Source organism: Desulfatitalea alkaliphila (assembly GCF_022968795.1).
Classification (GTDB): domain Bacteria; phylum Desulfobacterota; class Desulfobacteria; order Desulfobacterales; family Desulfosarcinaceae; genus Desulfatitalea; species Desulfatitalea alkaliphila.
In genome coordinates this window covers 180,615-205,707 of record NZ_JALJRB010000004.1, presented here as the reverse complement: position 1 = coordinate 205,707, position 25,093 = coordinate 180,615, and the positions used below count along the sequence as shown (strand labels likewise).

21 protein-coding genes are annotated in these 25,093 nt (G+C 60.4%); 15 read left to right on the top strand and 6 right to left on the bottom strand.

Annotated features, from left to right (window positions below):
- The first annotated feature begins 63 nt into the window (after nt 1-63).
- The 7 genes from MRX98_RS05885 to MRX98_RS05855 all read left to right on the top strand — a co-directional run bounded on the left by MRX98_RS05885 (nt 64) and on the right by MRX98_RS05855 (nt 11,710).
- On the top strand, nt 64-1,992 hold the full coding sequence (locus MRX98_RS05885) for a hypothetical protein (protein WP_246903866.1): 1,929 nt from the start codon (nt 64-66) through the stop codon (nt 1,990-1,992).
- A gap of 3 nt (nt 1,993-1,995) precedes the next feature.
- Nucleotides 1,996-4,002 (top strand): ATP-binding protein, encoded by a 2,007-nt coding sequence (locus MRX98_RS05880; RefSeq protein WP_246903864.1) that lies wholly within the window; start codon nt 1,996-1,998, stop codon nt 4,000-4,002.
- 7 nt (nt 4,003-4,009) lie between these two features.
- Nucleotides 4,010-7,189 carry an eCIS core domain-containing protein gene (locus MRX98_RS05875; RefSeq protein ID WP_246903863.1) on the top strand — a complete coding sequence of 1,060 codons (3,180 nt, stop codon included), beginning with the start codon at nt 4,010-4,012 and terminating at the stop codon, nt 7,187-7,189.
- 303 nt (nt 7,190-7,492) lie between these two features.
- Nucleotides 7,493-8,119 carry a uracil phosphoribosyltransferase gene (gene upp, locus MRX98_RS05870; protein ID WP_246903862.1) on the top strand — a complete coding sequence of 209 codons (627 nt, stop codon included), beginning with the start codon at nt 7,493-7,495 and terminating at the stop codon, nt 8,117-8,119.
- A gap of 81 nt (nt 8,120-8,200) precedes the next feature.
- Nucleotides 8,201-9,463, top strand: a complete 1,263-nt coding sequence (locus MRX98_RS05865) for a uracil-xanthine permease family protein (protein ID WP_246903861.1) — start codon at nt 8,201-8,203, stop codon at nt 9,461-9,463.
- Nucleotides 9,464-9,517: 54 nt separating this feature from the next.
- Nucleotides 9,518-9,916, top strand: coding sequence for a hypothetical protein (locus MRX98_RS05860; protein WP_246903860.1), 399 nt, complete (start codon nt 9,518-9,520; stop codon nt 9,914-9,916).
- Nucleotides 9,917-10,891: 975 nt separating this feature from the next.
- The gene (locus MRX98_RS05855) at nt 10,892-11,710 is read left to right on the top strand and encodes a DUF3786 domain-containing protein (RefSeq protein WP_246903859.1); all 819 of its coding nucleotides are present in this window, start codon (nt 10,892-10,894) and stop codon (nt 11,708-11,710) included.
- 105 nt (nt 11,711-11,815) lie between these two features.
- On the opposite strand, the gene MRX98_RS05850 is transcribed toward MRX98_RS05855, so the two are convergent.
- A complete protein-coding gene (locus tag MRX98_RS05850; RefSeq protein WP_246903858.1) occupies nt 11,816-12,598 on the bottom strand; it encodes a DUF4198 domain-containing protein in 783 nt (260 codons plus the stop codon).
- A gap of 363 nt (nt 12,599-12,961) precedes the next feature.
- On the opposite strand from MRX98_RS05850, the gene MRX98_RS05845 reads away from it, so the two are divergent.
- Both MRX98_RS05845 and MRX98_RS05840 read left to right on the top strand, forming a co-directional pair.
- Nucleotides 12,962-15,016 (top strand): methyl-accepting chemotaxis protein, encoded by a 2,055-nt coding sequence (locus tag MRX98_RS05845; RefSeq protein ID WP_246903857.1) that lies wholly within the window; start codon nt 12,962-12,964, stop codon nt 15,014-15,016.
- 77 nt (nt 15,017-15,093) lie between these two features.
- Entirely contained in the window at nt 15,094-16,086 is a 993-nt protein-coding gene (locus MRX98_RS05840; protein ID WP_246903855.1) for a hypothetical protein, read from the top strand.
- A gap of 22 nt (nt 16,087-16,108) precedes the next feature.
- Here MRX98_RS05840 and MRX98_RS05835 read toward each other — a convergent pair whose 3' ends face one another.
- Entirely contained in the window at nt 16,109-16,288 is a 180-nt protein-coding gene (locus MRX98_RS05835) for a hypothetical protein (protein ID WP_246903854.1), read from the bottom strand.
- Between the two features lie 255 nt (nt 16,289-16,543).
- A complete protein-coding gene (locus tag MRX98_RS05830; RefSeq protein WP_246903852.1) occupies nt 16,544-17,095 on the bottom strand; it encodes a YceD family protein in 552 nt (183 codons plus the stop codon).
- Nucleotides 17,096-17,353: 258 nt separating this feature from the next.
- On the opposite strand from MRX98_RS05830, the gene MRX98_RS05825 reads away from it, so the two are divergent.
- The 5 genes from MRX98_RS05825 (at nt 17,354) to MRX98_RS05805 (ending at nt 20,968) form a co-directional block, all read left to right on the top strand.
- Nucleotides 17,354-18,241, top strand: a complete 888-nt coding sequence (locus tag MRX98_RS05825) for an NAD(P)-dependent oxidoreductase (protein ID WP_246903850.1) — start codon at nt 17,354-17,356, stop codon at nt 18,239-18,241.
- A 7-nt stretch (nt 18,242-18,248) separates the two neighbouring features.
- Complete coding sequence (locus MRX98_RS05820) at nt 18,249-19,340, top strand: cation diffusion facilitator family transporter (protein ID WP_246903848.1); 1,092 nt, start codon at nt 18,249-18,251, stop codon at nt 19,338-19,340.
- A complete protein-coding gene (locus MRX98_RS05815) occupies nt 19,337-19,684 on the top strand; it encodes a histidine triad nucleotide-binding protein (protein ID WP_246903846.1) in 348 nt (115 codons plus the stop codon). Before MRX98_RS05820 ends, MRX98_RS05815 begins: the two co-directional genes overlap by 4 nt.
- Nucleotides 19,681-20,286, top strand: a complete 606-nt coding sequence (locus MRX98_RS05810) for a class I SAM-dependent methyltransferase (protein ID WP_246903844.1) — start codon at nt 19,681-19,683, stop codon at nt 20,284-20,286. The genes MRX98_RS05815 and MRX98_RS05810 overlap by 4 nt, the downstream gene beginning before the upstream one ends.
- A gap of 190 nt (nt 20,287-20,476) precedes the next feature.
- Nucleotides 20,477-20,968: a Crp/Fnr family transcriptional regulator gene (locus MRX98_RS05805; RefSeq protein WP_246903842.1), complete on the top strand. Its 492-nt coding sequence runs from the start codon at nt 20,477-20,479 to the stop codon at nt 20,966-20,968.
- Nucleotides 20,969-21,104: 136 nt separating this feature from the next.
- Here MRX98_RS05805 and MRX98_RS05800 read toward each other — a convergent pair whose 3' ends face one another.
- From MRX98_RS05800 to MRX98_RS05790, 3 genes are all read right to left on the bottom strand, one after another.
- Nucleotides 21,105-22,418, bottom strand: a complete 1,314-nt coding sequence (locus tag MRX98_RS05800) for an aminotransferase class I/II-fold pyridoxal phosphate-dependent enzyme (protein ID WP_246903841.1) — start codon at nt 22,416-22,418, stop codon at nt 21,105-21,107.
- A 139-nt stretch (nt 22,419-22,557) separates the two neighbouring features.
- Nucleotides 22,558-22,836, bottom strand: coding sequence for a PxxKW family cysteine-rich protein (locus tag MRX98_RS05795; protein ID WP_246903839.1), 279 nt, complete (start codon nt 22,834-22,836; stop codon nt 22,558-22,560).
- A gap of 140 nt (nt 22,837-22,976) precedes the next feature.
- On the bottom strand, nt 22,977-23,804 hold the full coding sequence (locus MRX98_RS05790) for a mechanosensitive ion channel family protein (protein ID WP_343217730.1): 828 nt from the start codon (nt 23,802-23,804) through the stop codon (nt 22,977-22,979).
- Between the two features lie 247 nt (nt 23,805-24,051).
- Between MRX98_RS05790 and MRX98_RS05785 the strand changes: the two genes are divergently transcribed.
- Nucleotides 24,052-25,047 carry a KpsF/GutQ family sugar-phosphate isomerase gene (locus tag MRX98_RS05785; RefSeq protein ID WP_246903838.1) on the top strand — a complete coding sequence of 332 codons (996 nt, stop codon included), beginning with the start codon at nt 24,052-24,054 and terminating at the stop codon, nt 25,045-25,047.
- The last annotated feature ends 46 nt before the right edge of the window (nt 25,048-25,093 follow it).

Here is a 25,093-nt window from a genome sequence, read left to right as displayed (position 1 = left end):
GGCGCAGGACAGCGGCGTCCCCCGGCTCCCGCGCCGGATACCCACGCCGGATCGAAACACGCCATGACAGTGGATTGCCAGGTTCGCAAACTCAAGATCCGCACGCCGGACAAGTCGCTGCTGCCCGGGGCGGTCCATCTGCTTGAAGATGCCTTGCGCACGGCTTCTTTTCCCGGCCTGCCGCCCAACGGCCGGGTGTATATCCAGCGGTTGGACCTGGGCCCATCCCCGGCGAGGGCTTCGAGCCGGGTCCTGGCCGCAAGAATCGACGCATGCATCCGCCGCCTCCGGCCGGTGCTGATCGAGGAGAGCACAACGGAACAGGTGGGTGCGCCGGCGGTCTGGTTTCGCGACGACCTCGCCCCCCATCGCTGTCTGCTCCATCTGCTCTCCCGCAACCACCGTCCCCGCGCCTGGTACTGGCCAACGGCGGTCGCAGGCTGGCACCCGGCCCTTGCGGTGCAACAGAGCTACACATTGATCCTCTCGCTTGTCGCCCGACACCGCACAGGCATCCGGGGCATGGCCTGCGTTGTCGCGCCGCTGATAAGGACAGCGACCCTTTTGGCGGTGCTCGATGCCCTCAATCCCCGAACGGCCGCACACCTTCTGCGCACCATGGGGTTGTCGCCGGCAGGGCACGCGCACCAATTCACCAGGTCGGGAAACCCATCCACTTCTCCCGCCCCCCCTTGGCGCAGGGCCACCCGGGAGGCCGATACCCTTATCGACCGGGCGGCCACCATGTGGTCCCCGGCCGATCCCCGCCGGCTGCTGGCATCCCATCTGCTTCCGCCCCGCATGGCGCACCTGGCGACAACGCCACAGCTGGCACGAAAACCGCGCACGGTCGGCACATCATCCCCCGCCCAATGGGCGGTCAAGGAAGAGGCAACCGGCCTGACGCAAGCGCCTTGCCCAATGCTTGAGGCAATCGATGGATCTGCGCAGGCACCTATTGCTCCGCACAAACCCTTCCCCGCCGCCACCACCGGCGCCTTGGCAGCAACGAATACCGCCGACAACCGCCGGCCAAGCCGCTGCGCCCGGCCCAATGCCACGGCCGACATCGGAACAGCCGCGGATGCACCCCGGAAAAGACCGGCAAAGGCGGAAATGCCGGATCGAAAAGAAACGACCCCATCGGCGTCACCACCAGCCGCGGCCCCGGACGCCGGCAGCACTGCCCGTTACGCTGCCCAACCCCACCAGCCCGACGATGCAGGCGACGACCGTTTCTACGGCAAGCGTCGGCAAGGCCTGCAACAGATCCGGCTGCACCATGGCCGGTTTACCGGCGACGTCAGCCCCAATGGGGGATTGGTTTATGCCATCTGCCTGCTCAAGCGCATCGGCATGGATGCGCTGATGGCCGCCCAGACCGAGTATGCGCAAATGGACCTGCCGCAGCGGATCCTTTTCCGCTGCGCAGCCCTGGCAGGCATCCCCATGGACGACCCGATGCTCTCTTTTTTGGGCGCCGCGCCGGAGGTTTCGCCTCTCTTGCCGCAATTTGCAGCCCCCCCGCAATGGCGCGCCATACTGCCTGCATCCGGGGATCATGGCGATGTGCAGGTCAGCCGGGTGATCGGTCATCCGGGGTACCGGCTGGTCATGCATCGCAAGGCACGGCTGGTGCTCGGCCTGTGGAATCCCCGCAACCGGCCTTCGATGGCGCCCTGGTGGGGGACGGCCGGCAGACCGTGTACTGCGCGCACGGAGGCCCGGCCGTGGTCCGTGGAACGCCTGGTGGCCAACATCCGCCGCGCCATGGGCCGCTACGGCCGGCGCTGCGCCGCCCTGCCTCTTTTGCAACTGATCCGGCACCCGGCCGCCGTCGCCACCACCCCGACCCATCTGGACGTCACCTTCCCTTTGGAACGACTGGACATCCGCATACGCCTGGCAGGGCTGGACATCGACCCCGGCTGGGTGCCATGGCTGGGGCGTGTGGTCCGAATCCACTATTCCGACACCATGCATCACCGGTGAACCATGCCTGAAACCCTCCATCGCCCCGAGCACGCCGGCGCAAGCCCTTTGAACATGGACGACATCCGTCCACAGGACTATCTGCTTGCGTTGCTGGCCGAACTGCTGCCGGAAGCGGTGCCGCAGCAAAACAGCCCGGAAGCACACCACCTGCAGGCCCGCCGCGCACTGCTGGCCCACCTGCCGTCTTCCGCCCAGCCCGCAGCCATCCTTGCCGCCCATCAAACCCCAAACACCGGGGAAACCCATCTGCTGCAAATGGCCGATGCCCAGGGACTCGGCTTCGCGGAACGCATTGTACTGTGTCTCTGTTATGCGGTAGAACAGGATGCCATGCTGGGGCGCTGTATCGCCTATCTGCAACAACCCCTGGGCGGGTCGCGCCCCACCCTGAGTCTGATCGATGCCGTGTTGGGCCGCCTCCGCCCGTTCCATGACGACAATCGGATCGCAGCCATCGCCAACGGCCGCGCCGTGGCCCTGGGGATGCTGCAACTGTTGGATGAAACCGCGCCTCTGCCCGAACAATCCGTCAAAATGCCGGCGCCCTTGGCGCTCAGCCTGGCCGGGAAGACTTTCGCCTGGCCCGGGGCCGCCACGGCCCTCCCGTATGCGGCCTTTGCACTGCCCCCCTCCATTCAATCACAGGCCCAACGCCACGCCCGGGCCCTCAAGGCCCTGCCGGACAGTGTATTGGTACTGCGCTGCGCATCCAAACCGGAAGCCGCCATCACCGCCCGCACCATCGCCACCTGTTGCGCTGTCACTCCCCTGTTCATCACCGATCCAGACAAGGCATTGCCGGGCCTGGGGCCGGTCTGCCGGGCCAAAAACCTGATGCCCGTCTTCCGTCATTACTGCGGTCCCGGCGAAACAGTCCAACTGCCTCGCGTTGAAGGCTACGACGGCCCGCTGCTCGTCATGGCGGGCTTGGAAGGCGCCTTCGAAAGCCCTCGCGGCAACCTGAGCAATTGGCTCCTGCCGCGACCCACCCTGGCGGAACGGCAACAGCTGTGGGAAGCACACCTGGGCGAACCGCAACTCGCGACCACCATGGCCCGCAACCATGTCCACAGCACATCGCGCATCATCGCCTTGTCCCAACTCGCCAAACGCGAGTGCATCCAGCAACAAAAAGCGCGGCCGGGCCTGAATGAGATCCGGCAGGCGGCCTGGGTGAGCGACGGCGGCGGGCTCGCCGCCCTGGCCCAGCCGGTCAACACCCGGGTCAAGGACGATGCCCTGGTGGTGCGACCTTTCACCCGCCGCCAACTGGAATTGCTTGAAAAGCGGTGTCACATCCGCGAACGCTTGGGAGAAGGGCTGGGGGCCACCATCCAAGCGCGCTACCAGATGGGCGTCAAGGCGCTCTTTCTGGGCCCCTCGGGCACCGGCAAAACCCTGGCCACCGGCTGGCTGGCGAACCGCTTGGGAATCCCCCTGTACCGCGTGGATCTGGCCGCCATCACCAGTAAATACATCGGTGAAACGGAAAAAAACCTGGCCAAGCTCCTCGGACAGGCCGAGCAGGAAGAAGTATTGCTGCTCTTCGACGAAGCCGACGCGCTCTTCGGCAAACGCACTGAAATCAAGGATGCCAACGATCGCTTCGCCAACGCCCAGACCAACTACCTCCTGCAGCGCATCGAAACCTACACCGGCGTGGTGATCCTGACCAGCAACAGCAGGGCCCGCTTCGACGCGGCCTTCACCCGCCGCCTGGACATGATGATTGAATTTCCCCTGCCCACCCCGGAAGAACGCCGCGCCCTCTGGCTCAGCCACCTGGGCGACGGCCACCGACTCAGCCCGGCCAATGTCAACCAACTGGCGGTACAATGCAACCTGACCGGCGGGCACATTCGCAATGTGGTGCTCGGCGCCGCGGTGGTCGCCAAGGATCAAGAAAGAGCGATCCGCTTCGCGGATCTGATCGCGGCGCTGGCCGATGAGTACCGCAAACTGGGCAAGGAATTGCCGCCCGAATTCAAAGGAACACCAGGGAGCTGAAAATTCAATGTTACAAGCACTCAAACCGCGACTCCAAAAGGCAACCGAACCGGATAAAGCACAAAGGGCCACGGTCCGGATCGCCCCGCCTGAATTCTCTCGCAGTGAATCATCAACTTCTGGAGTGCCGCTGTTTTTACAGTCGTCGGGTGCCGCCGTTGCCGAGTCACCACGATTCCCGCAACAACGCGAAAACAGTCTCGCTGCAGCCCCCGCCAGCATTATACAGGCCAAGCCGGAAGTGGGACGGCCGGATGATTTTTACGAGAAGGAGGCGGATCGGGTCGCGGATTCCATTGTAAAGTCAAACAGGCCTCGCCTGAACGAAGATGACGATGCAGGGGAGGTTGAGCCAGCGCCTGATCTTCATGATACGGTCCAAGGCAAATATCACAATATTCATACGGGCACACCCCCGACACCCCGGGTCGAAAACGCAACAGGGTCCGGTCGAAACGGGCATCGAATGCCGCTGAATGTGGAAACGCCCATCAGCAGCGTACTCGGCGCCGATCTCAGCCATGTGAAAGTGCACGATGACGATACAGCGCATAAGGCTGCCGCATCGATGCATGCCAGAGCGTTCACCCATGGACACCATATTTACCTGGGTGCGGAACAAACGCCAGGAGACCTCGGCTTGATGGCCCATGAAGCAGCCCACGTGGTGCAACAAGGCGCCGAACGACCAAAATTTTCCCCCAAGGAAAATACGCTTCCTTCTACGCCGGTCACTGCGCGGACCGGTGTCCACACGGTCCAACGCAAATCAACCTTCCAGCCGGTGGCGGCGGCGGCTCACCAGACCGTGGCACAAATCAACGCCATGAGTCTGTCTGATTTTCAAGAATTCACTGTGCGCCAACTGGACTGGGCCACCAGTCCACACCTGACGGCGCCTGGCGCGGCAACGAATTTGGCCCACTTTCGCCAAGTGCTCTCCTTCTCACACGAACCCGACATTCTCAGTACTTGCGGCACACTGCCCGTGGACGACATCATCGCTGCCGGCATTCCTGCAGTGTTTTCCCATCTGCGCCATTACGCCAGGGGAGCGGCAAGTTCCCGAAATACGGCTTGGTTGAGACAAACCAACAGTGTAACGGATGCGGTAAATTGGGGTCAGGCCCTGCCGGGCCTTGAAGGGGCTTGCACACCCGGCACATTGCAATCGATCATGCCGCCCCCCACCCCATTGTCCGACCCCTCAGCCTTCGAAAATCTGGTTTCAGCGGGCAGGGATGCGGATTTCATCAATTATGTGACGACTTGCGATCCCATTTTGTCGGCCACCAATGGTATGGAAATAACATCGTATCTCGCCTTGAGAGGAGAAGGCGCAGATCCGACGACCTATTTCGGGAGAATCCGCTACGTGCGCAATTTCCACCGGTTCGAACGCAAGGCACTCGACGGCATAGTGGCCAATGAGGGTGTAAACGCTGCAGGCCGGTGGCTGCGACCGTTGACGCTGGTATTGTTCAGCGCGTTGGACCACAATGGTGCATTCCATCGCCTGTCCGGCATCACGGAGCTGATCGTAGCCCCCCGGATCTTGACCATCGTGCTCGAAGGATTGGGCACCTTGGGCGATTATGAGAGCCGTGTCGCCCCACTGGCCGCACAGTATGGTATCGGGGGCCGCATCGATCAGGTCCTGATTGCGGGTCATGGGTCACCCGCAGGTATCGAGCTTGCCGGCACGGCTACGGGCGGCACGGTCATCAATGAAAGCCTTGAAGGCGGTGCTGCGGCAACACATCGGACGGCCACCGAGAACCTGATCGATGAACTGGTCAACCATATGAGTACCGATCCGACTCAGAGGCGCATCGTTTTGTATGCGTGTTTGACCGCCTCACATGAGGTCGATCCCACCGGCATCGATCCCAACAACCCGGCCACGGCGGCCGTCCAGATCCAAAGCGCGATCCGGGCAAATCCGAACATCAGGGATTTTATCGCGAGTCGGGCGGGCAGTGGTGCAACCGTACTGGGATCCCAGGCATCCCAATGGGCGACGGGGTTTATGACACCCGACACCTTTTGGGCACCGCCCAGGCTCACCTTGCAGGCACCACACGATCCATTCATTGCAGCACCCAAAATTCAGTATGTGGAATTCGGTCCGGAGTGTGGCGGCGCTGTTCGTGCTTTGGTGGAATGCTGGGCCGTGGACCAAGCCATGTCGCCGGTGGGCACCACGTGCCGGGATGCGGCGCAACGCAGGACCAAGACACCCTCGACCACGAATTGGGACGAACAGATCGTTCGCGGCATTTACCAGGTGGCGTTGAGCAACTACTGGTCCAACGGCCGGATAATCGCCCGAATGGTCAATGTCACCGATTGGCTTTCCCACCTGGAGCACGACCTGGACCATCCCCAGGGGTTCGATCTCTGGCACAATGTCGGCAACCAGTTGCCTGGAGGGGACATCGACACCATCTTCAAGGCGCTGAGCCCGACAACCAATTGGACCAGTGAAGCACGAATCCGCCTGATTTTCAATCAGGCCTGGATGCAGCATGACGCCTCGCGGGTGTCGGGGTTTACAACAGCGCTGGACACCTTCACATCGTGCGGCGATGTGCTCCGTTATGTGGACACCTGGCTTGTGCACCCTCGCATCACCACAATTTTGCCCGCTTTGCCGCCGGCCGCGCCACCTGCATCACAATTGATCGTCGCCATTATGGAAGCGATCGGCAATCCGGTGGCCCTGCCTTTGCCGGCAACATTGCCCCATCATGTTGAATATCTGCACCGTCTTCTCGGCACGGGGACCCACTTTCGAGATGCGTTGAACATCAGCGGCATTGCGTCCGGCTTCACTACGGAAGAAGACATCCTCGTGGCCATCGGTAGGAACCCGCGCCGGTCAACGTCCACGGCAACATCAGGATCAGCATCATTCGGCGCATCATTGCCCGCAGCCAATGTGGACTTGAACCGCGATGCGACCAACATGAACGACTTTTACCTTGAGCCCTTCTGGCGTACAGGGACCGTGGATCATTGCAGCCGGCTGAATGTAAGGGCGCGTCCGTGGATGTCACAGCGGCTTGACACCATTCCACGGGGCCACGTGGTGCAGATCGTGGGCCGCCACCGCAACTGGTACGGCATCGAACACGGCGGCCTCATCAGATTTGTCTACAAGGACTACATCACCCTTATTTCCTGATCGACACGGTACGGCGTCGATGCCACTCCCCTCCCGCCTCTACCTGGCGGATACAATCCACCTCGCCATATTGTACTTGCCTTGGGTAAAGGCCACGGTTATTAACCGTGGCCTTTTGTTTTGTGGATGCATGACACAGCGGCGTTTGCCAGACAAAAACCAGCCAGGCCAACCTGTTTCTTCAAATAAGCCCAAACGTCCCGTCCCAGCGCCGGCAACCGGGCCGGCACTTGACACCGGATCGGTTTTTACATAAGGCTGCCTTGCTGATTTTGCGCCCCGAACCCACACAAGGAGGCCGCCGTGCCTGTCAAACTTGTCCAGCACCCGCTGATCCAGCACAAACTCGGCCTGATGCGCGTCAACGACATCACCACCAAGGATTTCCGCGACCTGGCCTCGGAAGTGGCCAGCCTGCTGACCTACGAGGCGACCAAGGACCTGCCTACCGAAAAACGCGCCATCACGGGGTGGGCCGGACCGCTGGAAGTGGATTGCATCAAGGGCAAGAAGATCACGGTGGTGCCGATTCTCAGGGCCGGCATGGGCATGATGGAGGGCGTGCTGCGCCTGATTCCGTCCGCCAAGGTCAGCGTGGTCGGCCTGTACCGCAATGAAGAGACATTGGCGCCGGTCAAGTACTACGCCAAAATGGCCGGCGGCATGGAAGAGCGGGTGGCCCTTATCCTGGACCCCATGCTGGCCACGGGCGGCACCCTGGTGGCCACCATCGATATGCTCAAAGACGCCGGCTGCAAAATGATCAAGGGCATCTTCATCGTGGCGGCGCCGGAAGGCATCCGCCGACTCGAGGAGCGCCATCCGGATGTGGAGCTCTTCGTGGCGGCCATCGACGAAAAGCTCAATGATGCCGGCTACATTCTGCCGGGCCTGGGCGATGCCGGCGACAAGATTTTCGGCACCAAATAGCGTCAAGCGCCTCCCTGTCCTGTGTTGATAACCGTTGTACCGGAAGCGATCCATCCATAGCCCACTCAGAAAAGGAGCCCCATGCCACGCCCCAACAGCCCCACCGACTACGTTTTCAGGCTCAAAGACAGTTTGATCGGCGCCCAAATGTTGTTCGTCGCCTTCGGCGCGCTGGTGCTGGTGCCGCTGCTCACCGGTTTGGACCCCAATGTGGCGCTGTTCACCGCCGGCGCCGGCACCCTGCTGTTTCAGGCCTTGACCAAACGCATGGTGCCTATTTTCCTGGCCTCCTCCTTCGCCTTCATCGCCCCGATCATGTACGGCGTGCAAACCTGGGGCATTCCCGGTACCATGTGCGGCCTGGTGGCGGCGGGCCTCTTTTATGTCCTGCTCAGCCTGGGCATCAAATACTTCGGCAGCGGCTTTCTGCACCGCCTGCTGCCGCCGGTGGTGGTCGGGCCGGTGATCATGGTCATCGGCTTGGTCCTGGCGCCGGTGGCGGTGCACATGGCCCTGGGCAAAACCGGCGACGGGGCGGTGGTGCTGGTACCCCAGGGCGTCGCCCTGGTCGTCGCCATGGTCACCCTGGGCACCACGATTCTGGTATCCCTGCTGGCCAAGGGATTTATGCGCCTGATACCCATTCTGACCGGCATCGCCGTCGGCTATATCGTTTCCATTCCTTTGGGCCTGATCGATATGACGCCGGTAGCAGAGGCCGCATGGTTCGCCATGCCGGCCTTCGTGATGCCCGCCTGGAACCTGCAGGCCATCCTCTTCATCGTGCCGGTGGCCATCGCGCCGGCCATCGAACATTTCGGCGACGTGCTGGCCATAAAGCATGTCACCGGCAAGGATTATTTCGAAAATCCGGGCATCCACCGCACCATGATGGGGGACGGCCTGGCCACGACGCTGGCATCCATGCTCGGCGGGCCGCCCAACACCACCTACTCCGAAGTGACCGGCGCCGTCACCCTGACCCGGGTGTTCAACCCGGCCATCATGACCTGGGCCGCCCTCTTCGCCATCGTGCTGGCCTTCATCGGCAAGGTGGGCGCCCTGCTGCAAACCATTCCCGTGCCGGTGATGGGCGGCATCATGCTGTTGCTCTTCGGCGCCATCACCGTGGTGGGGCTCAACTCCCTCGTGAAAACCGGCGAGGATCTGACCCAACCGCGCAATCTGGCCATCATCGCCCTGATCCTGGTGTTCGGCATCGGCGGCATGTCCTTTGAAACCGGCGAATTCGCCCTCAAAGGCATCGGCCTGGCCGGCATCGCCGGCGTGCTGCTCAACCTGGTACTGCCGCGAGGCCAAAATACCGGCCGACAGGGTGCTTGAAGAACACCGTCGCGATTTGGAACAAAGCCACACATCCGAAAGCAACTAATTTCTTTGACATATACCGTCAAGCGGCATATTGACATTCGGGAATGCGGTTATGCACAAAGCCCAAGTAAGATGAGAAGCGGGGAAAGGCGTGCCGAACAATCCTGCTCCATCGCTGAAGCCAACACCAAGATTGCTCAGGCCAATCTTGTCAACACGATGATGAAATCGCTCACCAGCTCTAATCCCCAGGAGCGCAAATTGGCTGTCGCCGTCGTATTGATCGCGCTTCCGGAGCAAGGCCCGGTCCTCGTGCGAACCATTGCGGAATCCGACGAAGACGCATCTGTTCAATCAGCTGCGAAAATCTCCCTTGAGCAGCGTGTTGACGTACTCATTCGCGACCTTTTTTCGCCGGACGCTGGATTACGCATCAACGCGGCGCACGAACTGATTCAGGGTTGACGCAATGAGCCAAGCGTCGTGCTCTCGCTGGTCGATTTCGCCGGCCGACACAGAGACAATTCGAACGGCGTTTATGACACTGTCGTCGTGCTGACCGAATTCCCACCTCGCGTGCTGCAGACACACAAGCAAGAGGTACTCAATTTTATCGAGCTGTCGAAGGCCACAGGGACCAAAACCGCGACTAAGGGCTCGCGAAACAATAAATTCGCCTTTTAGGCGCCCGGATTTGGGTCGGATTGGTTTGATCAGCGGATTCAAAACCGGAGGCATAGCGAGCTATTCCGAGGATTTTGAATCCGCTGATCGGGCCAAGACGACCTGAAGCAGGGATGCATAAAAGGGGAAGTTATTTTTTCGCGAGCCCTAAGGCGCAAGCACTGGCCGCACGACTTGAATTATGATCTAAATGCCTCTTGAGTCCAAAATAGCAACCCTGGTCCTCAGGCTTCTGTCACATTTCAGTTTTAATTTAATGTAACAGAATCCTCGCCGGCGGTCGCTTGGTGCCCCATATCCGCAAATCCTTATATTTTTCCATCCAAATCCAACTGCAAAGGCCGTTGTTTCAGCAATTTAGTCAAATAGGCGCCTCAAGAATGGGATACCCCCTTCTGATACATGCTTCACCGTACGCGACCGGTGCGGGACCATACGGAAACAGATGCCCGTGAGATGGCCCGTTCGGCAGCCAACCACGTTTGCGGCAAAATCATCGAGAGCGGTTTTTAGTTTCCCTCCCGGGCCGGCCCGACGTCATGGGCAACCGGCCCGATCCTGACACCTGCGCCCTTGATGAATCGGCAAGCGTGCTTAAAGTAGCTGTTTGATAAGGCATGCATCAAGGTTCGCCGCCAACATATTCGCAATGAATGCTTATGGCCCGGGGCTGGCGGAGCCCCGAGCCATAAGCTGGTTTTAACGACCTGATTACGGCACGCGTCCTTGATGCCAAATCATCCAAAGGAGTGTTGCATGTCGGTATTGAACAATCCCATGGCTGTTTTCAAGTTGCTTCCCAAAACCAACTGCCGCGAATGCGGCGAGCGCACCTGTCTGGCCTTTGCGGCCGCGGTGTTCAAGGGCAACCGGGACCTGGCGGAATGCCCCTATCTGGACAAAGCGGTCATCGAGCAACACAGCGGTCGCGGCAACAAAAGCCCGAACATCGATCAAAGCATGGACGAAGCGGTGCGGGTCCTGCAGGAAAGGGTCAAAGATGTGGACTTGGCCTCGGTTGCCGAGCGACTGGGCGGCGAATACCGCAATGGTCGCCTGACCTTGCGAACGCTGGGTAAACCTTTCAGTATCGATGACCAGGGCAAGATGCACGCGGACATTCATATCCACGGCTGGATTGCCATTCCCATGCTGCGTTATGTGCTGGAGAGCAAGGGCGAACCGTTGACCGGCCGTTGGGTGCCGCTGCGGGAACTCAAGGGGGGCCAGGATTGGTACCGCCTGTTTGAACAGCGGGGCGAGAAGGCGATCAAGCACTTGGCCGACAGCTATTCGGAACTGTTTGAAGACATGACGATACTCTTCAATGGTCAGGAGACAACGGACGAATTCAACGCCGACATCGCCGTTGTGCTCTACCCGTTGCCCAAGGTGCCCATGATGATTTGTTACTGGAAACCCGATGAGGGGATGGCATCGAGCCTGAACGTCTTTTTTGACGCATCGGCACCGGACAATCTGCCCATCGATGCCCTGTACAGCCTGGTGGCCGGCTTCGTCCGCATGCTGGAGAAGATCAGCCACCGCCACGGTATCCGCTCCGCGACGGGCTGAGAGGGGTGTTGCGTTTATTGAGTTTGTTGAGTTGGTAGGGTTGGTTGAGTTGGATGCGGCGGTTCCTTGATTGGAACCGCCGCTTTTGTTTGGGGTTCGGGGGTTTCAGGGTTTGGTGGGCCAGGGTTCGAAGTGGACCCATAGGACGGCGCCCAACTCGACTTCCTTTTCCTGGCCTTCATGGGTGATGGTGTAATCCGCCGTGTTTAGAGCGGAAAAGCCCCACCAGCCGGGTGCGGGGGCGGCGAAGCTGAACACCCCGTTGCCGTCGGCCTTGGCCACCTGGGTCACCATGTAGTCGTTGATGATCTCCGCCTTGCGGTCGCTGTTGTAGAATTCCACCTCCACCTCGGCATAGGGCACGGGTTTGCCGTCCATTTTCACGATGCCTTGAAACAGGTTGCCGGTATAAAGGCCGAAGGGGCGTGTCAGGGGGACGATCTCGGTCTTCAGCCCGGCTTCGGCATCCCACCCGGCCTCGTCACCGAAGGCCGCCACCACGGTTTTGGTGATGTGCACGATGAAACAATCCTCCGTGGGTTCCCAATAGGGTTCGGGCTCCATATAGAAGGTGTAAACCCCCGGGCGTCGCAGCAGGTAGTCCATATACCAGGCCTCGCGGCCCATCACCTTGATCGGCGTGAGTTGGTCGCGCAGATCGGTGTGGGTTTCGCCCGCCAGCACTTTGAACTGTTTCGGTTTGGCCATGGGCATGCCCACCATTTCCATGGGGTGGGAAAAGGAGAGGGTCAAGGCCACATTGCGCGGATCGTCCTGCATCACCATGTTCGCGGAAGGAATCAGCATGCCGAAGTGGGCCGATACGGGCGCGGCGGCAAGGAGCGCTGCCAAAACCAGGGTCCATATGAAAAACGATCTCAGGTGCATTTGCAAAACCTCCTTTCGGGTCAAGGGCATCAAAAAAACCACGAACTTCGCCGGTCCATTCGCAAGGATGCGGGGTGGCGAACCTTCGTGGTTCAATCAGGGCGACAAGGCACTGGATCGGGGTTTCGTTCCCCGGTTTGAGCTCGGTTATATGCAGTGGCCGGCCCGATGTCAATGCGCAAACACACACCGTTTGACGACGGACCGCCTTCCAACCGCCCGCCTGCCGACATACACGCGCCGATGCCAACTTCAACATATTGTAATCCTATTTTTTGAATTTGCTCTTAAGTCCGAATGCCATTCGGCCAATAATGCAGTGGGCCATATGAACCGATGTGATGAAATAAGGAGCGGAGCGAAATGTTGAACAAACTGGGCATCAAGACCAAATTATTGACGGCGTTCATCCTGGTGAGCCTGATCCCCCTGGGCATCGTCACCGTGCTGGCGGTCAACCAGGCCGGAGGGGCGCTGCAAAACGAGGCATCCGCCAAATTCACGGCCATCCAGGAGGCCAAGCGCAACCATTTGGAGGACTACTTCGCGCGGGTGCGCACCTCGGTGAAAACCATCCAGTTCGATCCGTATATCCGCGAGTGCGTCAACGCCTTCGGCACCGCCTTCGAAGGCAGCGGCAACACGGTGGATGCCCCCAACTGGAAGGTGATCGTTGAGTTTCGGGAACCGCGTCTGCACGAGATGGTGGCCGACTACGGCTACGCCGACCTGCTGTTGCTCAACGCCTCCGGCTACGTCATTTACTCCACCCAACGGGAATCGGATCTGGGTGTCCTCATTCCGGAAAGCCCCCTGGCGCAGTCGAGCCTGGGCAGAGCCTTTAATACCATGGCACAATCCGAAACCACCGATGTCGTGGTGGCGGATTTCGCTGCCTATCCCCCCTTGAACAACCAGCCCGCCGCCTTCATGACCGCCCGGGTCCTGGATGCCTTCGACCATCACCTGGGTTACGTCGCCGTGCGGCTCTCCACCGCTGAAATCAATGCCGTCGTGCAACAGCGCAGCGGTTTGGGGCAGACCGGGGAAAGCTACCTGGTGGGGGCCGTGGACGGCAAAGCGGGATTGCGCAGCGATCAGGTTGTCCGCAGCGGAAAAATCGGCACCCTGCTTTCGGATGAATACAGCGCCCGTGCCGTCAAAGGTCAAAGCGGCATCGCCGTCGACCGTCTGGACGGAGAACACGAAGAGCTGGTGCGTTACGATCCGTTGGCCATCGAAGGACTGAACTGGGGCATGGTCACCACCGCGGCCACGGATGAGGTGTTCGCGGAGGTCAATGCCCTGCGCAATAAAATCCTTTTGGTGATCCTGGTCGTGGTGGGCGTGGTGATCGCCCTGGCCCTGGCCGTCACCGCCGTGATCCTCAAGCCCATCAAAGGGACGGTGGTCATGCTCAAGGACATCGCCCAGGGAGAAGGCGACCTGACCAAGCGCTTGCCGGTGGACAGCAAGGATGAGATCGGCGAGATGGCCACCTGGTTCAACACCTTCATGGAGAAACTGCAAAGCATCATTCGCCAGATCAGCGACGACACTTCCACCCTCAACGAGGCATCCACCAACCTGTCCGCCATCGCCGGTCAAATGAACGGCGGTGTGGAAAACATGTCCCAACGCTCGCAGCAGGTGGCCGCTGCCTCGGAACAGATGAGCGCCAACATGAACAGCGTGGCCGCCGCCAGCGAACAGGCGGCCACCAATGTCAACATGGTGGCCGCCTCCGCCGAGGAGATGACCGCCACGGTCAACGAGATCGCCCAGAACTCCGAGAAGGCCCACACCATCACGGAGTCGGCCGTCACTATCGCCGGCAGTACTTCCGCCAAGGTGGACGAGCTCGGCCAGGCCGCCAACGAGATCAGCAAGGTGACCGAGGTGATCACCGAAATTTCCGAACAGATCAATCTGTTGGCCCTCAATGCGACCATCGAGGCGGCCCGGGCGGGCGAAGCCGGCAAGGGCTTCGCGGTAGTGGCCAACGAAATCAAGGAGCTGGCCAAGCAGACCGCATCGGCCACCCAGGACATCAAGTCGCGCATTCAGGCCATCCAACACTCCACCGGCGATACGGTCACGCAGATCGAAGAGATTTCGGCGGTCATCAACCAGGTCAACGACATTGTCAGCACCATCGCCACGGCGGTGCAGGAGCAGGCGACCACCAGCCAGGAGATCGCCAACAATGTATCCCAGGCATCCCAGGGCATTCAGGATGTCACGCAAAATGTGAGCGAAAGCTCGGTGGTGGCCGGTACCATTTCCGGCGACATCAACGAGGTCAGCGCGGCAGTGGGGGAGATCGCCGATTCCAGCGGCCAGGTCAATCAGAATGCCGATGCGCTGTCCTCCCTGGCCGAAAAGCTGCGCCAAATGGTGGGACAGTTCAAGGTGTGATTCCGGCGTATTCGGTGCTTGCCATGGTCGCCGGCAATGGTTAAGGTCCTCTGTGCCCGGGGAGGTGGCGACAGAGGATGTATCTTGCAAGAGTGTATGACGGAGGCCGGCTGCACTACGTCATCCGTCAATCCTATCCAGCGGACGGACGGCTGCGAAGCCGCGATCTGTTCGATTTAGGCCCCGACCCCGCCGCCTTCATCGTCTATGTGGGCGGACGGGGTTACTATTATGCGGAACCCTTGCTCAGTGCCCTGGCCGAAGCGGATGCGGCGGCCGACCCGGACGCCCTGGACCGACTCTTGTTCGAGTTCCTGGATCCGGAAATCCAGCGGGTGATCGCCGGCTTCGACCGCAGGCGTCGCAGGACCGCGCACCGCTCCCTCGCCATGGACGGTGATGCAATGCCGCCCCCCCACCTTTTTGATCGGCGCCGTTATCACTACCTGCGCTTCGGCCACAGCGAGCAACGGCACATCGGCCGGGTGCCGGAGAGTGTCTTTCATCCCCTTTACGCCAAATCGCGGGACGAGCTGGAGCAGTACTTCTGGGCGGAGGAGCGGCGTCTGCGGCTTCACGAAAAGGCCGCTTACGTCAACACCATCTTCGAGTTGCGGCGCTTCGTGCCCGACCCCGCCAGCGATCGAACGCTGCTCGAGCAGATGGATCGTTATTTCGTTTCCCGGCTGTGCCGTTTGGATGCGGACGAACGGTTCTGGACGGACCTGCCCCACCCCGGCCGTTTGCGGGATTACCTGGTGCGCTACGCCATCCTCTATTTCGATCTCGACCCGCCGCGCCAATCCCCCTGGCAGGCCTATGTGGAAGATTTCATCAACCGCCACCGCACCTACCACCCCCCGGCAAAGGTGCGCATCAAGCTGGAAGAGGCCGGCCATCTGTTCGGGTTGCCGTGGAAGACCCTCAAGAAACTGGATCAACGCAGTTTGACACGCCTCTACCACCGCCTGGCGCTGAAACACCACCCGGACCAGGGCGGCGATCCGGAGCTGTTCCGGCGCCTGACGGACTATTACAAAGTGCTGCTCAAACGGGGCAAGCGCGGCTGAAGCACAGCGTGGCGTGAATTGCTCAGCGCCCGATGCGCCCATCCAGGGCACGCCGCAGGGCATTGCGTTCGGCGAGGGCGCGGCGCAGCTGTTGCGCTATCGCCGGCCGTCGGTCGTCGGGTGCATCGGCGAGCGCCTTTTGCAAGCGGGCCACCTGCTGCTGGGAAAGGTAAAGATCGCGCGCCAACAATCGGATGGACATGGGGCCAGAACACCTTTCATGAATCGGGACACGGCGTGGGGAGTGCCCCTGCGGGAACTTGCCGGCCGTGCTCGGACACGGGCAAGGGCACGGCATGCCGCGCCCCTACGGAGGGGAACCGGTCGTGCTCGGACACGGCATGCGATTCCCCATACAGGCAATGGCCGGCCGCGCACCGGTTATGGCATGCAATGCGCCCAACAAGGGATTGCCGGCCTTGTAGGGGCACGGCATGCCGTGCCCTCGCGCCTTGCATCAGCTTTTGGGCCAGGAACGATCCCGCAGCACGGCAAACGGGTTCTCGATCACTTCGGCACCGCAGCCGCAGGGCCCTCGGTTGAAATCGGCACCGCAACGCGCACACAACCCTTTGCAGTCGTCGCGGCACAGGGGTTTGAAAGGCAGCGCCAGCACCACCTGCTCCTGCATGGTGTCCCGCAGATCGATATGTTCCCCTTTGAAGTAGACCAGGCCGATCTGCTCGGCGGTCAGCGCCACCTCCTCGCCATCGCCGGGGGTCACGTCCACGGGAATTTCACGCGAATAACGCAGGGTGAAGCGTTGCCGGATCGGCTGGTCGAACAGCTCCAGGCAACGACTGCACGCCTGTTGCACGGTGGTCTGCACGAACCCTTCGACCGTAATCAGGTCACGCTCCAGCACCAACCGCATTTGTGCCTCCACCGGTGCCGGAAAAGCGTATTGCCCCTCGTCCGCCAACTCTTTGAGCACTGGAAAAACATCGAACGGCTTGCGGTAGGCCACGTCCATCCCCTCGGCGGGAATGTGTTGTATCTGAATTTTCATCTCAGCCTTCATTTTCCATTTTGCGAGAAACAATCATGATCCTGAACCTAACGCATCTTTCTTTCGGCCGCAACCAAGTGAGCGCTTTCGAACGCGACCGAGCCCTTCCCGTAAAGTGAAATTGCCGGGCAAGGCACGCCTCGCTTGACACTACCGGCGCATATTGACTATTTTCGGTCCATACACCGAAGGCATGTGTTATAGCAGGTAATTGAACGAAGGGCGCTGTTTTCACCCCGAATTAAAAGGAGCTGGCGCATGAACAGCCTGGCGATCGGATGGATCGGTACCGGGGTCATGGGCAATGCCATGTGCGGTCACATGATCGCCGCCGGCCACAAGGTTCACCTGTTCAACCGCACCCGGTCCAAGACGGACAGCCTGGTAAAGGCCGGCGCCGATTGGTGCGACACGCCGCGGGAGGTGGCCCGGCACTGCGATGTGATATTTTCCATCGTGGGCGACCCCGACGATGTCGCCGCGGTCTACTTGCATGAAGACGGTATTCTGGCCGGCGCACGGGCCGATACGGTGGTGGTGGACATGACCACCTCCAGCCCGGACCTGGCGGTAAAGATCCACCAGCAAGCTCGACAGCAGGGGGTGGCGGCCCTGGATGCACCGGTTTCAGGGGGTGACGTGGGGGCCCGTGAAGCCACCCTGGCCATCATGGTGGGCGGCGACCCGGCCCCCTTCGAACGGGTCCGGCCCCTGTTGGCCATTTTGGGCCGGCACATCGCCCGCATGGGACCCGCCGGTGCCGGACAGCACACCAAGATGTGCAACCAGATCCTGATCGCCGGCACCATGATCGGGGTGGTGGAATCCTTGCTTTATGCCCATCACAGCGGCATGTCCCTCGATGCGGTCATCGACATCATCGGGCAAGGCGCGGCCAGTTCTTGGGCCATCAACACCCTGGGCCGACGCATTGCGCAGAACGATTACGCGCCGGGCTTTTACATCCGTCATTTTGTCAAGGACATGGGTATCGCCCTGGCCGAAGCCCGTCGCATGCGCCTGTCCCTGCCCGGCTTGGCCCTCGTCCACCAATTCTACACGGCCGCCATGGCCCAGGGCGGTGAGCAGATGGGGACACAAGGGCTGTACCGGGTGCTGGACCGCTTCAACCGACCGGCCGACTAAGGGACGCATGATGACCGCCGTGGACGACCCAACCGCCGCCAAAGGACAAGCGATTCAAAGCGCGGACCATTACCGCCTGCGAATGGCCGCCATTCTATTGTCGGTGGCGGTCAGCATCGTGCTGCTGGCGCTCAAGTTCTACACCTATAGCCTGACCGGGTCATCGGCGGTGCTGTCCGACGCCCTGGAGTCCATCGTCAATGTGGTGGCCAGCGGTTTTGCCACCATCAGCATCTGGATGGCCAACAAGCCGCCCGATCTGGACCACCCTTACGGCCACGGCAAAATCGAGTATTTCTCGGCGGGATTCGAAGGCGCGTTGATCATCGGGGCGGCGGTGGGGATCTTCTACACCGGGGTGACCCATCTGCTGGCCCCTCACCCGCTGCCCAACCTGGGCCTGGGGCTGATCATCCTCTGCGTTGCATCGGTGATCAATCTTCTGCTGGGTCTGTTTCTCATCCGCACCGGCCGCCGCACCGACTCCATCACCCTGATGGCCGACGGCAAGCACATCCTGACCGATGTCTTCACCTCGGCGGGTGTTCTGATCGGCCTGGGTTTGGTGCATTGGACCGACTGGCTCTGGCTCGACGGCGCCATCGCCTGTCTGGTGGGGATCAACATTCTGTTCACGGGGGGCCGATTGGTGCGCCACTCCTTTGCGCGCCTGATGCACGCTTCCGACCCCGTGCTGCTCGATCAGATCGCGCACTCCCTGGAAAAACACCGTTCTCCCCTCTGGGTGGACATCCATCAGCTGCGGGCCTGGCGCGCCGGCCACCAGGTACACATCGACCTGCACCTGGTGCTGCCGGCCGACCTGACCCTGGAAACCGCCCACGGCGAGTGCAAGCGGCTGGAACAGCTCTTGATCGACCGCTATCTCGGGCGCGCGGAGGTGCTGGTGCACATGGATCCCTGCAATGCCGATGAGTGCCCCATATGCGGTCGGTCGCAATGCAGCCACCGCGAACATCGGCAAAGCGCCACCACCTTCTGGAATCGGGAGCGTTTGGTGCGCCGCTTGCCGGGTGCAGCCCGGCAGACCGCCGAGACCCATGCCAACACCAATGACGAGGAGCAAACCGTATCATGACAACCATTTTTTCCAAGATCATCAAAGGAGAAGCCCCGGCCGACATCGTTTACCAGGATGACCGGGTGACTGCCTTTCGCGACATCCGCCCCCAGGCCCCCGTCCACATTCTGATCGTGCCCAACAAGGAGATTCCCACGGTCAACGACATCAGCGAGGCCGATGCGCCGCTGATCGGGCACATGTTCCTGGTGGCCAAGGAGATCGCCGCCCGCGAAGGGGTGGCCGAAAGCGGCTACCGACTGCTGGTGAACTGCAACCGCGACGCCAACCAGGAGGTGTTTCATCTGCACTTGCATCTTTTCGCCGGGCGCCCCCTGGGCCCCATGCTGATGCGCCGATGAGCACTGTGCAGCGTCTTGCCTGCCTCGGGGATGCCCGCTGGTGGTCCTTCCTGTGGCGCTATTTACGCGGTCGCACCCCCTGGGACACACGGATCACGCCGCCGGAGGTGATGGCCTTCCTGGAAACCGCGCCGCCGGGACGCGCCCTCGATCTGGGTTGCGGCACCGGCACCAACGCCATGACCATGGCACGCCGCGGCTGGCACGTCACCGGCATCGATTTCGCTCCTCAGGCCATCTGGACGGCCCGACGCAGAGCGTCCCGGGTCAAGCCGGCCATCGACTTCCGGATAGGGGATGTGACTGATCTGCAAGGTGTCCGTGGCCCCTTCGATTATGCCCTGGACATCGGCTGCCTGCACGCATTGACCACCTCCCAGCAAAACCGATACGCCGCCGGATTGCCGGCCCTGCTCCGGCCGGGCGCCAAATACATGCTCTATGCCTGGCTCCCGCGCAGATGGCGCGGCAAACAGCGGGGCATCGCGATGGAAAGGGTACACGTGCTGTTCGATGATGCTTTCGAAACCCGCCGGCGCGTGATCGGTGAAGAGGGGGGCACCCCCACCGCATGGTACTGGTTCGTCAAGCGTGCGGATTAGTAGACAGGGCGACCACATATGATCACATGCGGCCGGCCCCGGCGACAGGTCGCCGGCTGAGCCGTTTCCCCTTGTCGCCGACCACTGTTGCTCTCATTGGATACCTACCCCGATGGCATTTTTGTTGCAGTCGATGCAGGGTGCAAACAACGGCAATCGGTCCACGATTCATCCATGCAAGGGGAAAACAATGCTCGAAACCACGTTCCTGGACTGCAACAACATTAATATGGACAGCCTCAAGTCGATGCCCGCCTTTGATCCATTCGAGAATCAGGAGCTCAACAATCTGCTCGAAATGAGCAAGATCCGAAAATATAAAGCCGGCGAGTGCATCGTGCGCGAAGGTCAGTCCGACACCTGGCTCTACTTTTTAATGTACGGCCAGATCCGCATCACCAAGGCGGGCAAGGAGGTCACCGTACTGTCCCGCAAGGGGGAGATCTTCGGCGAGATGGGTGCCGTGCACAGCTCACGCCGCTCGGCCTCGGCCTATGCCGTCACCGACACCGTGTGCCTGGCCACCGACATCTTCTATCTGGAAAAACTGACAGGCAATGAAAAGGCGGCTTTCGGATATGTTTTCTATCGCTTGATGTCCGAAATTCTGGCCCAGCGACTGCGCACGACCACCGATGCCCTGATCAAGGCCAAAGGGCGCTTCAACTTGAAGTTCTGGTAATAAAGCCCCAAAAAAAAGGGCGCGCGCAAAAACGATTTCGCATTGCAAGTGCCCGGATTCGGATCGAAAGCGGTTTAAAGCGGACAATCTGCGATGTGAAGTTGTCGTTGCGCGCACCCTGAAATTACGGATCTTGTTAGGCCCGCTCCAGATCGGCAATCCCCTGCAGCACAATATCGAACAGTTCCTGGATCTGGTCCACGTCGATACAGGAGAAGGCCACCCGCAGATCGTGCTTGCCCAGGGCGATGAGCCCGACGCCATACTTGTCCAGCAAATGAACCCGCAAGGGTTCGGCCTGCACCGTTTTCAATTTCAGACACATGAAATACCCTGAATTGAACGGGTACACATCCCACGCCGCGACATACTTCTCATCGGCCAGAACCGATTTGACCTTCAATGCACGCGCTTTGAGGGTTTCGAACTTCTCCTGTTTCTCCGCGCTGATCCGCGGATCGGTCATGGCCTGCAACAGAAGGGTTTGGCTGAGATGGGAGGCATTGGAAATGTTGCCCCGCACGCAACCGGCCGTTTTACGCTCCAGGGCGTCATAAAACGGTGCGGCATCTCCCTCGCAGTGCAGACCATAGGTGATGAACCCGATACGCAGCCCCCAGACGAAGTACTCTTTGGTGGCGCCGTCCAGCTTGATCGCCAGGAGGTTGGCATGCCGTCCGCACAGCTTGGCGAACAAAGACTCTTTCATCGTCTCCTCTTCGTAGAAGAGTCCGAAATAGGCATCGTCCAGCACCACCACCACATGGGTGCCCTGCTCGGCGGCGCGGGTCAAGATGTCCGCGATGGCATCGCCCTCGCGGGTGGTGATGGTGTAACCGGTGGGATTTTGGGGGCAGTTGAGCAAAATGGTGATCTTGGCATTGGCCTGCGCCTCGCGGGTGACGGCCGCCTCGAAAGCCTCCAGGTTGAATCCTCCCTGTTCATCGAACAGGGCGTAGTGACTCAACCGGGCCCCTTTGCGCACGTTCAAAATCATGTTGTAGTTGCCCCACATCATATCGGGCAAAAGCACCACGTCGCCGGGATCCAGCCACACATCGGCGAACACGCTGATGGCATGGGTGATGCCGCAGGTCACCACCGGCAGACTGACGGCCTTGCCGGTCAGGGAGGGGTTCTTGGCAAACAAATCTTCCTGCCAGCGCTGTCGCAGCGCCGGCAGCCCGAAGGAAGGCGCGTAGGTCAGGGATTGACTTGCGCGAACACCCTGCAAATTGGCCATGACGCTTTCGAAACACATGGTGTGCCCCGATTCCTTGGCGATACCGATGGTCGCATTGATACGATGGGCCTTTTCCTTGGCTTCGGCGCTTTGACTCAAAATGCCTTTGGGAAAGAAAAGCTGCCGTCCCACCCGGGACAACATGGCTTCAATGGCGGGATTTCCCCGGACGATCACATCGTTCAACTCTTGGGCAAGCGGATTCATGGTCCCATTTCCTCCCCGGAAAGAGGCGCAACCCGCCCCCTTCCCCGTATTTGATCATGATTGTTGAAACAGGATAGCGCGGATAAAAAAACCCCATCCCGGCGTCGGGATGGGGTTCGGCTTGTAACGGCCGATCGCATTACCGACTTCCTCTTTTGGATGCCTTGATCGGATTGATTTTGGCCTGGGTCGTCGCCACGGTAGCGGTGACATGGGTGGCCAGGTTGCAGGGTCCGCTCTTCCATTTGATCGCCGGCTCCGGACAGCTCGCGCAGTACCACCCCGCCTCGAGCTGGGTGGCGCGCCCGCAACCCTGACACGACTCGATGATCTCGTGGCAGAGGCCGCCATTGTAAGCACACCCTTTGGCGGTCATGAAAGCACACTCGGAACCTTTGCGAATGGTTTGACAAATCATGGTAAACACCTCCGTTGAATAAAATGCCAAAAAAAACAGCCGGCGCATGGCCGCCGGCCATTCATGCAGTTTCGGTGAAACGGCGTATATGCGAGCCGATCCGCCTTGTCAAGAAAAAATGGAGAAAAAATTAAAAACGATCAAACGTCGGACGGGGTGTGCTGGTATAGGTGCACATCCCGTTGGGGAAATGGAATGGAGATGCCGTTGGCGTCAAAGGCTTTTTTGACCTTTTCCGTGGTGTCGAAGAACACACCCCAATAGTGTTCGGCCTTGACCCAGGGGCGCACCACGAAATTAACGCTGCTGTCGCCCAGCTCGACCACCGCGATGAGCATCGCCGGCTCCTTGAGGATCCGATCATCCTCTGCCAGCACGGCGGTGATGGTCTGCCGGGCCTTGTCGATGTCGTCGCCGTAACCGATCCCGAACACCATGTCCACGCGCCGGGTCCCCTTGGTGGACCAGTTGACGATGTTGTCGCCGGTCATCTTGGCGTTGGGCACGATGACGGTTTTGTTGTCCGGGGTTTTCAATGTGGTGGTGAAGATCTGGATTTCTTCCACCGTGCCGGCCACGCCGCCGCCCTCGATGTAGTCACCCACCCGAAAGGGGCGGAAGATGATCATCAAAAACCCGGCGGCAAAATTGGCCAGGGAGCCTTGCAGGGCCAAACCGACGGCCAGACCGGCGGCACCCAATATGGCGATGAAGGAGGTGGTTTGAATTCCCAGTTGACTCAATGCCGCGATGACCACGAAGGCCAGCAACGCCACATAGACCAGGTTGCCGACGAAGCTGACGATGGTCTCGTCGATCTCCGCCCGGGCCATGAGCCGCCGCACCAGCTTGCGCACGGCCATGGAAACCCATCGCCCGACGATGAGGATGACGATCGCCGCCAAGACCTTCAGCCCGTAAATCACCACCAGTTCCCACACGGTTTCCAACACTTGACTCATCTCCATGAAAGCGCCTCCATTCTCTGATTGTTATTTTGAAATGCCGAAATTCGTGTCAAGATTCACCGTGGCCGGTGGATCACCGATATCCGTCGATGGTTTGAAGCCCTTGCATGTGCCGCAGAGTTGATTTATTGTGTCACGGCGATTTTCATTATGCGCCCTCATATTGGATATATCAAATCCTTTTTTGTGATTTCGATTCGCGGCACACCTCTGATGGAATGCCGCGAACCATTGATACGGAGTTCAAATGGCGGAACAAGATCATCAGGCTGTGATCAAGGAAGCGGTCGCGGTGTTGGAACTGGAAGCCGAAAGTATTCTCGCAATGAGTCGAAGGGTCGACGGGCGCTTCGCTCAACTGGTCGACATGATTTGTGACTGCACGGGCCGCGTGATCATCGGCGGCATCGGCAAATCCGGTATCATTGCGCGCAAAATCGTGGCGACCCTCAACAGTACGGGGACCCGGTCCTTATTTCTACACCCGGTGGAGGCCATGCACGGCGATTTGGGCATGGTCTGCCCGGAAGATGTGTTCCTGGCCCTCTCGGCCAGCGGTGAAACCGATGAGTTGAACATCTTGCTGCCCCGCATTCAAGTGGTGGGTTGCCCCATCATCGCCTTTACCGGCAATGGCGACTCCACCCTGGCGCGACACAGCGACCTGGTCATCGATGTCGGCGTGGCACGGGAGGCCTGCTCGCTGGGCCTGGCCCCCACCAGCTCCACCACCGCCATGTTGGCCATGGGGGACGCCCTGGCCGTGGTGCTGGTCAATCGCAAGCACTTCAAGAGCGACGATTTCAAACGGTTCCATCCCGGCGGCGCCTTGGGCCATCGCCTGGCCCGCAATGTCAGGGACATCATGCTCACTGGGGACGCCGTGCCGTCGGTACCCTGCCAAACACCGATGGCGGACGCCCTTAAAGAAATGAACCGCCACAGCCTGGGGGTGATTCTGGTGATGGACGGCGACGGCCATTTGGCCGGCATCATCACGGACGGTGACATACGCCGCGCCCTGGCGCAGAACAAACCATTGAACACCATGATCGTGGATCAATTGATGAGCGGTGACCCCTTGCACGCCCATCCGGAAATGCCGGCTTACGATGCCCTCAACACCATGGAACGACACCAGATCACCGTCCTGCCCATCATCGATCACGATAAAAACGTTACAGGAATTCTGCATTTGCACGATATATTGGGCAAGGGCGAATTCAAATTCAACGGCAAGTGACGCATAACCGTTGTACACCTTGTGCGTCGCGGCGCTTTCTACCGCC

What these genes read in the sequence shown, in the direction of transcription:
- MRX98_RS05885 (WP_246903866.1), top strand. Translation starts at nt 64, where the DNA reads ATGACAGTGGATTGCCAGGTTCGCAAACTCAAGATCCGCACGCCGGAC.
- MRX98_RS05880 (WP_246903864.1), top strand. Translation starts at nt 1,996, where the DNA reads ATGCCTGAAACCCTCCATCGCCCCGAGCACGCCGGCGCAAGCCCTTTG.
- MRX98_RS05875 (WP_246903863.1), top strand. Translation starts at nt 4,010, where the DNA reads ATGTTACAAGCACTCAAACCGCGACTCCAAAAGGCAACCGAACCGGAT.
- MRX98_RS05865 (WP_246903861.1), top strand. Translation starts at nt 8,201, where the DNA reads ATGCCACGCCCCAACAGCCCCACCGACTACGTTTTCAGGCTCAAAGAC.
- MRX98_RS05855 (WP_246903859.1), top strand. Translation starts at nt 10,892, where the DNA reads ATGTCGGTATTGAACAATCCCATGGCTGTTTTCAAGTTGCTTCCCAAA.
- MRX98_RS05850 (WP_246903858.1), bottom strand. Translation starts at nt 12,598, where the DNA reads ATGCACCTGAGATCGTTTTTCATATGGACCCTGGTTTTGGCAGCGCTC.
- MRX98_RS05845 (WP_246903857.1), top strand. Translation starts at nt 12,962, where the DNA reads ATGTTGAACAAACTGGGCATCAAGACCAAATTATTGACGGCGTTCATC.
- MRX98_RS05840 (WP_246903855.1), top strand. Translation starts at nt 15,094, where the DNA reads ATGTATCTTGCAAGAGTGTATGACGGAGGCCGGCTGCACTACGTCATC.
- MRX98_RS05835 (WP_246903854.1), bottom strand. Translation starts at nt 16,288, where the DNA reads ATGTCCATCCGATTGTTGGCGCGCGATCTTTACCTTTCCCAGCAGCAG.
- MRX98_RS05830 (WP_246903852.1), bottom strand. Translation starts at nt 17,095, where the DNA reads ATGAAAATTCAGATACAACACATTCCCGCCGAGGGGATGGACGTGGCC.
- MRX98_RS05825 (WP_246903850.1), top strand. Translation starts at nt 17,354, where the DNA reads ATGAACAGCCTGGCGATCGGATGGATCGGTACCGGGGTCATGGGCAAT.
- MRX98_RS05820 (WP_246903848.1), top strand. Translation starts at nt 18,249, where the DNA reads ATGATGACCGCCGTGGACGACCCAACCGCCGCCAAAGGACAAGCGATT.
- MRX98_RS05815 (WP_246903846.1), top strand. Translation starts at nt 19,337, where the DNA reads ATGACAACCATTTTTTCCAAGATCATCAAAGGAGAAGCCCCGGCCGAC.
- MRX98_RS05810 (WP_246903844.1), top strand. Translation starts at nt 19,681, where the DNA reads ATGAGCACTGTGCAGCGTCTTGCCTGCCTCGGGGATGCCCGCTGGTGG.
- MRX98_RS05805 (WP_246903842.1), top strand. Translation starts at nt 20,477, where the DNA reads ATGCTCGAAACCACGTTCCTGGACTGCAACAACATTAATATGGACAGC.
- MRX98_RS05800 (WP_246903841.1), bottom strand. Translation starts at nt 22,418, where the DNA reads ATGAATCCGCTTGCCCAAGAGTTGAACGATGTGATCGTCCGGGGAAAT.
- MRX98_RS05795 (WP_246903839.1), bottom strand. Translation starts at nt 22,836, where the DNA reads ATGATTTGTCAAACCATTCGCAAAGGTTCCGAGTGTGCTTTCATGACC.
- MRX98_RS05790 (WP_343217730.1), bottom strand. Translation starts at nt 23,804, where the DNA reads ATGGAGATGAGTCAAGTGTTGGAAACCGTGTGGGAACTGGTGGTGATT.
- MRX98_RS05785 (WP_246903838.1), top strand. Translation starts at nt 24,052, where the DNA reads ATGGCGGAACAAGATCATCAGGCTGTGATCAAGGAAGCGGTCGCGGTG.